This window comes from Runella aurantiaca, from assembly GCF_003339505.1.
Classification (GTDB): Bacteria; Bacteroidota; Bacteroidia; order Cytophagales; family Spirosomataceae; genus Runella; species Runella aurantiaca.
The window spans coordinates 60,785-73,266 of record NZ_QPIW01000017.1 but is presented as its reverse complement, the minus strand read 5'-3'; the positions used below and the strand labels follow the sequence as shown (position 1 = coordinate 73,266).

Genomic DNA, 12,482 nt, shown 5'->3' with positions numbered 1-12,482 from the left:
ATTTGTAAAGTCGCACCCAAATGCCAACTATTTTCAATCAAGTCTCTTTTTTTTTACCTGTAAATGTTCTAAGTCAGTTACACCAGTGTATTATGTGGCATACGATGAAAATTATGCAGTGACGGGTGTAATGCTGGCTTTTAGGCAGACGCAATACCAAGCTTTTCCACTCAATTTTTTATCGGCACGAACCATAATTTGGGGTGGGCCATTGGTGCAGCACAACAGTTTGGAGGTATATAAAGGGCTTTATGAGCTATACCATAAAGAACGTTTACTTTCAATTTATACCCAAGTTCGCAACCTTTCAGACCAAAGCGCCTTCCTAACGGTGATGCGAGACTTGGACTATACCTACGAAGAGCATTTAAACATCATTGTTGACCTAGCAAAAACGGAAGAGCAGTTGTGGTCAGAGGTTCATTCCAAACGCAGAAATGAAATCAGACGGGCGCAAAAAGAAGGCACAACGGTGGAGTTGAGCACCGCTCCAGATACGCTCACCAAGTGCTATTTGATTTTGAAAGAAGTATACCAACGTGCCAAACTCCCGTTGCCTAGCATAGACCATTTTGAGGCGCTGCTTCAAAACAGCACCCAAGAAGAAGGGCTGCGGATTTTTGTTGCTAAGTATGAAGACAAGATAATCGGCTGTATGTTTTGTTTGGCGTATGGCACTACCCTGTTTGATTATTACGCGGGCGCTTACCAAGAAAATTACGATAAATACCCCAACGACTTACTGCCGTGGGAGGTTTTTAGATGGGGCAAACGAAATGGGTTTACGCGGTTTGATTTCGGTGGGGCTGGCAAACCTGGAGTGCCGTACGGGGTGAGGGAGTACAAAAAAAAATTTGGTGGTGAGATGGTGAATTACGGACGTTTTGAAAAAGTCCATTTTCCGATGCTTTATGGGTTGGTGATTAGAGCGTTCAATCTTTGGAGGGTTTTGAAAAAGTGATTATTCCCCGGTTTAAGTATGCGTATTCTTTGAAAGACGTTTTTTTAGGTGTAAAAAACGTGTTCAGAGACGAAAAAGTGAGCGTACCTGTCTTCCAAGCGTTGTTCCCAGAAGCGAAAATACACCTGACGGAGAGCGCGGCAAGTGGTATAAAATATGCATTAGAGGGTTTTGGCCTAAAAAAAAACGCCCGTATCGGAGTGCAGCCGTACACCTGCTCTTCGGTTTTGGGAGCGATTGCGGCGGCAGGGTTTACCCCTTTTTTTATTGATATTAATCAAAACCTTTCGCTGAATATCGAGGCGTTGAAGTCCAAAGTTGCTGAAATTGACGCGCTGATTGTTACCCATACGTTTGGCTTTCTCGCCGACATCGCTGAAATCAAAGCCATTGCCCCTCATCTGCCTGTCATTGAAGATTGTGCCCACGCCCTTTTTAGTCAGTACAAACACCGTTTCGTGGGTACTTTTTTTGACGCCGCTGTTTTTTCATTCGGAAACGGTAAATTTCCGTCGCTTGGAGGCGGCGGAATGCTGGTCGTTAACAACCCAGCCCTGAACGAACGGATAAGGGAACGACTTTCGACATTGCCCAGACCCACTTTGTGGCAAGAACTAAAACAAATTGTTAAATCGTACGCTAAAGCAGTGATGTATGCGCCGCTGCCGCAGTGGATGATGAATAAAATATTGAGTGAACGCTACCTCAATAATCGAAATAAGACGATAATTAGTCGTGGAAATCAAGAGTTCAATATCTTTAAAAGCATTGAGTTGAGTTTGCCGACCAAATTGGAGGAAGCCCAAAAAAATGCCGTTGTTCAGAATGAAAACGGCAACTATTTAGCTCAAATGCTCAGGGGGAAATATGAATTTTTGACGCCATACCAAAATAAAGTTAATTACTTTGCCTTTGTACTAATCGAAGAAGAACGAAACCGTCTAAGTCGTTATCTGAAGGAGAGGGGCATTATGAGTGGCAAACATTTTCAACACGCGTTGGCTTGGGCGATGGCTTATGGTTATGCGCCTGGGAGTTGTCCAGTATTTGAAAAACAAGTCAATCAGGTTTTGACGATTCCGTGCAATTATGGCCTAAGTAAGCGTGAATTAGACCAAATTACCCATTGTTTATTAGAATTTCGAAAATTAAACCCTCAATGAAAACCATTCTTGTTGATATAAACCATCCCGCCCACGTGCATCTCTTTAAGTATTTTATACAGGAGATGAAAGCACGAGGGTATCGAGTGATTGTGACGGCCAAAGAAGTGAAAGTTATCATGCGCCTTTTGGAAGCGTATAATATAGAATATATAAAAGTTGGACAGAAAAAAGATTCGCTCGCGCTGAAATACATCTATGAATTCTTTCATTTGCTAAAAGTACTGGGGATTGTTTGGAGGTATCGTGTCGACTATGGCATAGGAATTTCGATGGTGCTACCCATTCTTACAAAAATAACGCGGATGAAAGTGATTGCGCTGGACGATGACGACCTGACCGTAACACCAACATTTGCCAAAGCCATATCTTTTGCATCGACAATTCTCAATCCAAGTGCGTTGTCGTTTGAAGACCGAGGCCCCAACCGGATATGCCACCCGAGTTTTCATGAACTTGCTTACCTGCATCCCAATCGTTTTGAACCGCAGGTCAGTGTGCTTAAGGAGTTGGGCATTGAGCCAGGCGAGACTTTTTTTATCATGCGTTTCAACGTATTTAAGGCGCACCATGATGCGGGCGTCAGGGGGTTGGATATTGGTCAAAAACTTCGTATTATTGAACTACTCAAGCCTTTTGGAAAGATTTTTATTACAACCGAGCGCGATATTGAACCTGAAATAAAGGAGTATCAATTGCCCGTGGCACCCGAAAAAATCCACTCTCTCATGTATTTTGCGACGCTGTTTGTGGGGGATAGTCAAACCATGATTTCGGAGGCAGCACTCTTGGGAACGCCCGCCATCAAATTGAACTCTTTTGCGGGAAGGCTATCCATCCCGAACGAAATTGAAGAAATGTACGCCTTGTGTTATTCATTTCTGCCCAATCAATTTGAGGAGATGATAGCCTTGATTGACCGACTGGTTCACCAAAAAAATCTGAAGGAAGATTGGGCGCTGCGCAGGCAGAAAATGCTCACGGAGAAGATAGACCTCACCGATTTTCTGGTGCGATTGGTGGCTCATTATCCTGAAAGTGTTCGGATGGCAAAAGAAAATCCTGACCTTCGGATAAGCGTTGCTCAATAAGTTTTACGCTCAATATTTTTAGGTCCGAAAAATGGATTTTACCCTACGCCTTTACCGAAAATTGTTGGAAAGCCTGATTGCTTCAAATTACCATTTTCAAACATTCGAAGATTTTCTTATCTCACCACAAGAGCGTGCCATCGTGCTGCGCCACGACGTTGATTTGTTGCCCCGAAATTCTCTAGCCTTTGCCGAAATTCAGAACGAATACGGTCTCTCAGGCTCCTATTATTTTAGGGCGGTGGAAGTAAGCTGGGACGACAAAATCATTCAACGGATAGCCGCTTTGGGCCATGAAGTAGGCTACCATTATGAGTGCCTGACTACCTGCCGGGGCGATATTCAAAAAGGCTTGGCCGATTTTGAGCAAAATCTGGAGAGGCTGCGAAAATTGGTGCCCGTTTCCACGATTTGTATGCACGGAAGTCCGCTTTCAAAATTTGATTCCCGCGACCTGTGGGAATTTCACTCTTATCGTGATTTTGGCATTATTGGCGAGCCGTATTTTGACGTTGATTTCAGCAAAGTACTTTATCTGACCGACACGGGCCGCCGATGGGACGGCGATAAAGTCAGCGTAAGGGATAAAGTGGGTAGCAAAAATCATCCTTTTAAAACAACATGCGACATCATCGCGGCGGCTGATGCAGGCCAGTTGCCCGCCCAAATTATGTTTACTTTTCACCCCCAACGCTGGGATGACCATAGTGTGCCGTGGGTGAAGGAATTGGTGCTTCAGAACGCCAAAAACGTCATAAAAAAATATTTTTTCGTCAAAAATACCTGAGTGAGCTACATGCTGAAACTCCTGACCATTATCGGGGCGCGCCCCCAGATCATTAAATCGGCCGCCATCAGCAGAGCGATTAAAAACCAGTATGCATCCAGTATCAAAGAAGTGGTGGTGCATACAGGGCAGCATTATGACGAACGGATGTCGGCGATTTTCTTTGAAGAATTGCAAATTCCCCTGCCAGATTATAACCTAGGGGCTGGTTCGGGCAAACATGGTGAACAAACCGCCCGGATGATTACAGGGATTGAAACCATTTTGGAGAACGAACAACCCGACTTTATGATTATTTACGGCGATACCAATTCCACCTTGGCCGCCGCCGTGGCTGCTTCCAAAATCCACGTGCCTGTAGTGCATATTGAAGCGGGATTGCGGTCATTTAATAAAAAAATGCCCGAAGAAATAAACCGGATTTTGAGCGACCACGTATCTACTTATTTGTTTCCTCCGACCCAAACGGGTTTGGATAATCTCAAAAACGAAGGCTTTCGGGTCGATAATCGGCCACCCTACACCATCGACCGACCGGGCGTGTTTAACGTGGGCGACGTGATGTACGACAATACCCTTTTCTTTAGTAAAGTAGCGGATAAAAACACGGATATTCTCGAAAAGGAGGGGTTGGAGAAAAAGCAATTTTTGCTCGTTACGCTGCATCGAAACACCAATACCGACGATGCTGTGCGTCTGAACGCTATTTTTCGGGCGTTGTTAGAAATTGCAAATTCGAGGAGTGAAATTCTCGTTTTACCGCTTCATCCGCGTACTGCCAAACAGATGGAGATTCTGTTAGAGCCTGAGTTGCGTCGTGAAATTAACAGCAATCCTGCCATTCTGTTGCTCCCACCAGTCTCGTATTTGGAGATGATTCAATTGGAAAAATACGCAAAACTGGTATTGACCGACTCGGGTGGGGTACAAAAAGAAGCTTATTTTTTGAAAACGCCCTGCCTCATTCTACGCGCTGAAACAGAATGGGTTGAAATTGTGGAAAGCGGTGCTGCTGTACTTTGCGATGCCGACGAAACCCGCATTTTAGATGCATACCGCTATTTTATGAGTAATCCCGAAAGCAGCTACCAAACCATTTATGGCGATGGGAAGGCGGCCGAAAAAATACTGAATCTACTCCTCACTGGGGCAGGAGCGACAACCTAAATAATATGCTTTTCGTAAAATCACCCAAGCAAGCCGATACCCTTACGTTTTGCTACGTAGTTCTTTTGTTTGCGCTTGCGGTTTTGCCCATCAACGGCAAAGATTCGGCGTCTATCAACAACACGTACGTTTTGCCAGAGTTGCGGTTAGACTACCTGCTTCATTCGTTTTTGCTCCTGCCTTGGATGCCGATTCGGGTATTTTATGCCGAAACAAATCGCCTAAAAGAGCTTTTATGGCTTGCCTGCGGGGTACTTTTAGGGATAACAACCGAAGTTATCCAGTATTTTTTAACTTACCGAACCTACAATGTCATTGATTTGGCCGCTAACCTGCTCGGGGTATTTATCGGGGCTGCTCTTTGGCAAATTATTCAACCTATTTATAAAAAATAAACCAAAAATCTGGTTTTATCTTGAAGCTTAAACCTCTCCGAAGTTATGATGAAAAATAAAACGTCACTTTTCCTAATCGCCTGTTGGTGTTGTGGTTATACATCTTTTGCCCAGAACCCTCTCAAAGGAGCGAAGTACGCCGTTGAAGCGGGGGCTTTTGCTTCTACGGCCGAATCCAACCCTTTTTGGGTACGCTCAAACCAGTTTGGGGAGGTACCTTTGGGCAGCCCTGCGTTCTCGCTTCGAGGCGAGTTGAAAAAAGACTACGACAGCCTGACGAATGCAAAAGCCAAGCGTAAACTCCAGTTTGGCTATGGCGCAAGAGCCGTGGCAAATGTTGGTGAAAACAGCCGCTTTTTCTTTTCTGAATTTTATGGCAAAGCCCGCTACGGAGCTTTTGAATTCTATGCTGGACGTCGGAAAGAGATTGTTGGACTCGTCGATAGCACCCTTAGCATGGGTTCATATTCATGGTCTGGCAACGCCCTCCCGATTCCGAAAGTCCAAATTGGGTTGTTTAACTATGTGCCTTTACTTAAAAATGGATTAATTTCGTTCAAAGCCAATTTTGCGCAGGGCTGGTTTGGGTCGGGAGATTCTACCAAGAAATATTTTCTTCACCAAAAAAGTGCCTATTTTCGACTCGGAAAACCCGCCTGGAAAATGAAGTTTTATGCAGGAATCAACCATCAGGTGCAGTGGGGCGGCCGGCCAACGGTACCGTTTATCCAGAGCGGCACCAACTCACTTATCACTAATTATGGCAGTGATTTGGAAGCTTTTATTCACGTGGCCACCGGCATCAGCCTTCAGGCACTGGGCTACTACAAAAAAAGCGGGCGGGTTTCTGGCGAAGGAGGCAACCGATTGGGCAATCACTTGGGAACGGTCGATATTGGGTTGGAATATGAAAATGAAGCAACCAAGTGGTTTTTTTATCGTCAATCCATTTATGAAGACGGCTCACTCTTTGTGTTAAGCAGCATTGCTGACGGGCTGTTAGGAGCGTCGATTGAGTTGAAGGAAGCCAATCAGGGCGTAAAAAAAATTGTGTTAGAATATTTGAATACTTCCAATCAGGGAGGGAATCTTCAATCTGGAAATCAAACCGCGTTTATTCCTGAATTGAGGGGCGCCGACGATTATTTCAACAACGGGACCTACGAAGAGGGCTGGGTATATCGCAGACAAACCATCGGTACTCCTTTTATCATGCCACTCAGCGCATCTACGGGTGTAGCGCTCAAAGATTTAATCGGCGATTTTCAGCCCAAATCTCCCGTCATGCCCGATATGATTATCAATAACCGGGTCAAAGCGTGGATGCTGGGGATTCATAGCCGAATAAGTCGGGTAAATCTCCTGACCCGCGTATCGTATTCCCAAAATTTTGGTAAATACTATTTGTATTCACGGGTGTTGTTGGCTCCCATTGAGTTGAATCAAGTGTCGGTACAGCAGCAAGTTTCGTTTTCGGTGAAAAAATTCATCATCAATGCCATCGTTGCGTACGACAATGCTGGGCTTCTCGAAAATAACATCGGCGCTAGTCTGGTGGTAAGAAGGGAGTTTTAAATCTGCATGGCAGGACGAACTTCCACCAAAAACTATTCTTAACTTTCATTCTTCTAAAAATGAATATGCAAACCATAAAATATACCAACGCTGCTTGCCGACTCTGGACTTTTATTCTACTGGTAAGTACTGGCACTTCTTTGATGAGCCAGGCGCAAAACGCTGAAAACCAAGACTCTCTCGTCTATAAAAGAAGAGTGCTGATGAGCGAAGTGCTCCAAAAAGGAGTCAGAGTCAAGAAAAAAAACTTTGAAGAATTATTAAAAGACAATCCGAAAGCCAAAAAAAACTACCGATTGGGAAGTTACATCCGGCCTTTGGGGCCTTTGGTGTCGATTGGCGGCATTGGATTATGCTACGTGGCCATCAAAGGAACGCCCGCTTCAGCGGTGGTTGAGGGCACAGTTCACAACTATACTATTAGGAGTTTGCCGTTACTGGTGGCTGGGGTTGGGGCATTTGTGGGGGGGATTTGTATCATTGAGTTTTCGCATGAACTTCAATCCAACGCGGTTAAAGCCTATAATTCGAGCCTCGGTGCAAGAAAAACGACTCTTTTGCAAAAAACTAAATTTGGGATTACGCCCACTGGGAATGTGGGCTTTTACGCGCGATTTTAAAACAGTTTTTCTCCCTCAACAATCTTCTGCGTCCATCGTTTTTTGACTTCTTATGTATTCAGTTTAGGTTTTCTTCGGGGTATTTTTGGACGTAATTATGTCCATTCATCCAGATTTATTTTACTTTTGCCCAATAAAAGTTGTGGTTTTATGTGTCGTGTTGGTATATTTTTTGATTTTGTGTCTTTTTAGGATACAGTATACTCTCGTTCGCTTTTTTTTCACATTTGTCAATGACGTCATCAGCTCTTCCTTTTTCTCCATTACAGGCAAGTATTGTCAACTTAAGTGCTGAACTAAAGTTACTGATTAAGTGCCGGAAGAATGAACCAGTAGAGGCCGAAGAGCTCAACACGATTAATTGGCCCCTTTTTTTACAGTTGGTAAAAAGCCATCGTATGATTGGAGGTTTATACCCTGTTGTTGACGAGAATGAATGGCTACCCGTTGAGGTAAAAGATCGACTGAAAACAATTTATAATCAAAATAAGCTGCGAATGCTCACCTTCACGGCCGAGCTGTTGCACATCAGTAAACTATTCCAAAAAAACAAAATCGCTTCCATTCCCCTGAAAGGCCCGATGCTTTCGTACGTCTATCATCGGGATTTTATGCAGCGGGTATGTCACGACATTGACTTGCTGCTTGAGCCTGCACAAATCGAAAAAGCCTATTCGATTTTGTACGATGAAGGCTACCGGATGATGGAGAAAATTTACACTACACCCAAACAAAAAGAGGTATATCTGGCCAATTTTCATCATTACTGCCTGTACCACGAAACCAAAAACATCATCGTAGAATTGCACTGGAGGCTATTGGCTTCCCAAAGCATCCTCACGTTTCCGAATGCAGAGTTATGGAAAAACGCGTGGGTAGAGAAAATCTCTGGTATCGACATTCAACTGCTTTCCAAGCACGACAATTTCCTGTATTTGTGCGTTCACGGGGGACAACACCAGTGGAAACGGCTGTTTTGGCTCAATGATATTGCGGTTATTTTACAAAAAGAAGAGGCAAAATTTATCACCGAAGCCTATGATTTGGCGAAGCAAAGGGGAATCGGAAACTATGTTTTACAGGCCCTGCAACTTGCTTCGGCGCTGTATAAGATCATCCTGCCCGCATCCATTATTGATGAAATAGCCAGCAAAGATTCTGTATCGCATTTGTCCAAAATTGCGTTGGTGCACATGAATGCTTTGCTGTCGCTTGATGAACAGGAACCGTTTTCGTTAAAAACCTTGAGAGGAAAAGTATCCCGTTTTTTGCTGCATTATACTTCTTCTTACTATTACGGAGATTTTAAAAATGTGGTTCATGAAGCAAAAGCATACTTCATAAATCCTGCCTATTGGTCGGTGTTTGCTTTTCCTGACAGGGTGTTTTTGTTGAATTACGTGGCGGCTCCTTTTCTTTGGGGATATCATTTCTTCCAAAAATTCAGGAAATCTGATCTGTAGCTGATGAGAGAAGCGGAGGTCAAGGGCATTTTGCCCTTTTTTTATGCCTAAATTTTAATTATAAGGTGAAAAATATGAATTATTTCGGGTAAAAAGAGCCTGATTGCCCATTTTACTGTCAGCAGTTTCTGCACCTAAACCCAATGCTGTTCTTCCCAAAATAAAGATGAAAGATTTCTTTACGCTTCGTCTTAAGTCCATGACGCTCGGTACGGGGCTGTTGTTATTGTACGCCCAAAGTTGTAATGTTCCTCCAAAAAAAACAACGCAAAAAGAGGTGTTTGCGGACCATGTTCGGACCACCGAATTTCGGACGCCCGAGCAAGAAAGGCGCGGATTTAGGTTGCCACCTGGGTTTGAAATTACCCTTTTTGCATCGGAGCCTCAGATTACAAAGCCCATCAACATGGAGTTTGATGACCAGGGCCGATTGTGGGTTACACATTCATCGGAGTATCCGATGGCAGCGGCACCAGAAAAGGGAAACGATAAAATTACCATTCTGGAAGATACCAACGGCGATGGTAAAGCTGATAAATTTACCGATTTTCAGGATGGATTAAATATCCCAATCGGCATCATGCCCGTGGCCGACGGAGCCATTGCATACAGTATTCCCAACGTATATCATTTTACGGACACCGACAACGACGGCAAAGCCGATAAACGCAAGGTGCTGTACGGCGAGTTTGGCTACAAAGACACGCACGGCATGGTGAGCAATTTTATGCGGGGCTTCGACGGATGGATGCATTCTTGCCACGGGTTTACCAATACGTCCAAAATTGCGGGCACTGATGGCGACTCCGTCACGATGACTTCTGGGAATACCTTTCGTTTTCGCACAGATGGGAGCCGAGTGGAGCAGACCACTTTCGGGCGCGTCAATCCTTTCGGTTACGCCTTTGACGAAAGAGGTTTTTTGTATTCCGTAGACTGTCATTCCAAGCCCATTTATCAACTCATCAAAGGCGCAGATTATCCGCATTTTGGTAAGAAGCCAACGGGCATTGGATTTGGTCCCGAAATGATGAGTTATGAACTGGGGTCAACGGCACTTTCGGGTTTAGTGTATTATGTCGGCGAACAGTTTCCCGCCGAGTATCGCAACAGTTTCTACAACGGCGATGTGGTTACCTGCAAAATAAATCGCAACACGGTCACGTTCAAAGGTTCAACGCCCGTATCCAAAAAAGAAGCTGATTTTTTGGTGAGCGACGACCCGTGGTTTCGGCCTGTGGATGTCAAAGTGGGTCCCGATGGAGCGCTCTACATCGCAGATTTTTATAATCGCATCATTGGTCACTACGAAGTAGCGCTCAATCACCCCAAGCGGGACCGAACCAGTGGGCGGATTTGGAAAATTACGTACAAAGGCAATCAACCTCACCGCGATATGCCTGTCAAAGATTGGTCAAAAGCGACGATGGAGGAGCTTATTGCGGGATTGCAACACCCGCAACTGAACGTACGATTAAAAATAGCAGACCGCTTGGTGGATGTTTGGAAAGAAAAAGCTGTTGCGCCCGTGAGCCAAATGATGGCTTCGTCGGGTATTGATAACCGGGCGTTTGTGCATGGGCTTTGGGTGTTGGAGCGATTGGGAGATGTGCCTGAATCACTCCTCACTAAAGCCCTGAACCACCCTGACCCCACAGTACAGATACATGCGTTTCGGCTGTTTTCAGAAGCGGCAACGCTCTCTGATGCTCACCGCACGGTGGTGATTGGGGCCTTGTCCAACAAAGACCCATTTATTAAGCGCATTGCGGCCGAAATACTGACCTGGTTTCCGAAAGTTATGAACATCAAGCCATTGGTGGATTTGTACCAACAAACCAATGAAGAAGATTCACATTTGCAATACACGACATTGTTGGCCATTCGGACGAATTTGGCGGCCAAGGGAGTGATTCGGGAGGTGGCTTCAACAAAGTGGAACGACGACCAACGGAGTTTGCTCGTTAAGGCCGCGCGTGACATTCCTTCCGCCGACGTAGCGACGTTTGTGTGGGACTACCTCATGACGCACGACTTGACTGCTGAGGAGTTGGATAAAAACCTTGAATACCTGGGCCGCTATGGATCAGCGGCGCAATTGAACGAAATGATATTGCGGGTTCAAAAACATTTTATGACTGATTTGGACGGACAATTTATGTTGTATAATTCGTTGCGTAGGGGCATTGCGCAGAGTGGTTTGAAGGTGACGACACCCCTTCAGGAATGGGGAGCAAAGATGGCAAGACACTATTTGGAACTGCCAATTTTGGAAAAAGAGACGGCAGCACTCACCACGCGCCGCGTGCAGGCCGCAGAGATTGCGGGTGAATATAAAATGGCGTCGTCGCTACCTTTTCTCCAAAAAATAGTGGCTACAAAAAGTGTTGATACCAAAGTGCGCGTAGCCGTCGCCAATGCGCTGATGAGTCTGTCGCCGCAGGAGAATTTAACCTTGCTCGGTGAGGTTTTTCTGGACCGCTCGGAGCCGATTGCATTGCGAGAGAGATGGGTGTCGGCCTTGGCTCGTGCGGCCTCTCCCGAAGTTCTTGCGTTGTTGGAAAAGGGGTTTGTTGGCAGTGCGCGCAGTTTACAGGTGGGCATTGCGACGGCGTTGGCAAATTCGGAGGCGGGAATCTATCAATTAATTAAAGCCTTGAAAGAAGAAAATGTCAATGCTGATATACTGGCCGAGGTAGCCGTCAAAGAGCGTTTGGCGGCCAAGGCAACCCCCGCGCAGCAGCAACAATTGAACCAACTAACAGCGGGTGGGCTCAATGAATTTGAAGAACGACAAAAGTTGATTCAAAGTCGATTGCTAGGCTTTGAATCGGCCAAAGCCTCTCCCGAAGCGGGGCGGGCGGTATTTACCCAAAATTGCAGTACCTGCCATCAAATCAAAGGCGTGGGCGGTTTGATTGGGCCGCAGTTGGATGGCATCGGGAACTGGGGGCAAAAAGCACTTGCTGAAAAGATACTGGACCCTAATCGGAATATTTCGGAGGCGTTTCGGAGTTATAATATTACCCTAAACAACGGTCAATCCATGACGGGCCTTTACCGCCGTACCGAAGGGCAAATGATGGTCTTTGCCAACCCATTGGGGCAGGAGTTTTCGGTGGCAAAAAACGACATGAAGGAATACAAGGCCTCCAAATATACCCTCATGCCCGACCAATTCAGGAGCGTTATTCCCGAAAAAGATTTTTATGCGTTGTTAGGGTTTTTGCTCAAAACGAAATAGTTACCCTAACACCAAA

General features: G+C 45.3%; 10 protein-coding genes. All 10 read left to right on the top strand.

The genetic code is table 11. The features are described 5' to 3' along the window. The first annotated feature begins 94 nt into the window (after positions 1–94). The 10 genes from DVG78_RS19130 to DVG78_RS19085 all read left to right on the top strand — a co-directional run bounded on the left by DVG78_RS19130 (position 95) and on the right by DVG78_RS19085 (position 12,466). The gene (locus DVG78_RS19130) at positions 95–961 is read left to right on the top strand and encodes a lipid II:glycine glycyltransferase FemX (protein ID WP_147277122.1); all 867 of its coding nucleotides are present in this window, start codon (positions 95–97) and stop codon (positions 959–961) included. A gap of 59 nt (positions 962–1,020) precedes the next feature. Next, positions 1,021–2,124 (top strand): DegT/DnrJ/EryC1/StrS family aminotransferase, encoded by a 1,104-nt coding sequence (locus DVG78_RS19125; protein ID WP_158550053.1) that lies wholly within the window; start codon positions 1,021–1,023, stop codon positions 2,122–2,124. Continuing rightward, complete coding sequence (locus tag DVG78_RS19120) at positions 2,121–3,215, top strand: DUF354 domain-containing protein (RefSeq protein WP_114462645.1); 1,095 nt, start codon at positions 2,121–2,123, stop codon at positions 3,213–3,215. The genes DVG78_RS19125 and DVG78_RS19120 overlap by 4 nt, the downstream gene beginning before the upstream one ends. Before the next feature lie 31 nt (positions 3,216–3,246). Further along, positions 3,247–4,002 carry a polysaccharide deacetylase family protein gene (locus DVG78_RS19115; protein WP_114462644.1) on the top strand — a complete coding sequence of 252 codons (756 nt, stop codon included), beginning with the start codon at positions 3,247–3,249 and terminating at the stop codon, positions 4,000–4,002. A 9-nt stretch (positions 4,003–4,011) separates the two neighbouring features. After that, complete coding sequence (gene wecB / locus DVG78_RS19110; RefSeq protein ID WP_199563276.1) at positions 4,012–5,169, top strand: non-hydrolyzing UDP-N-acetylglucosamine 2-epimerase; 1,158 nt, start codon at positions 4,012–4,014, stop codon at positions 5,167–5,169. Positions 5,170–5,174: 5 nt separating this feature from the next. Further along, a complete protein-coding gene (locus DVG78_RS19105) occupies positions 5,175–5,564 on the top strand; it encodes a VanZ family protein (RefSeq protein WP_114462643.1) in 390 nt (129 codons plus the stop codon). A gap of 45 nt (positions 5,565–5,609) precedes the next feature. Next, positions 5,610–7,139 (top strand): capsule assembly Wzi family protein, encoded by a 1,530-nt coding sequence (locus DVG78_RS19100; protein ID WP_114462642.1) that lies wholly within the window; start codon positions 5,610–5,612, stop codon positions 7,137–7,139. A gap of 65 nt (positions 7,140–7,204) precedes the next feature. Beyond that, positions 7,205–7,759: a hypothetical protein gene (locus DVG78_RS19095; protein WP_147277121.1), complete on the top strand. Its 555-nt coding sequence runs from the start codon at positions 7,205–7,207 to the stop codon at positions 7,757–7,759. Between the two features lie 233 nt (positions 7,760–7,992). Continuing rightward, the gene (locus DVG78_RS19090; RefSeq protein ID WP_114462640.1) at positions 7,993–9,222 is read left to right on the top strand and encodes a nucleotidyltransferase domain-containing protein; all 1,230 of its coding nucleotides are present in this window, start codon (positions 7,993–7,995) and stop codon (positions 9,220–9,222) included. Between the two features lie 166 nt (positions 9,223–9,388). Beyond that, positions 9,389–12,466: a PVC-type heme-binding CxxCH protein gene (locus DVG78_RS19085; protein WP_114462639.1), complete on the top strand. Its 3,078-nt coding sequence runs from the start codon at positions 9,389–9,391 to the stop codon at positions 12,464–12,466. Positions 12,467–12,482 lie beyond the last annotated feature (16 nt).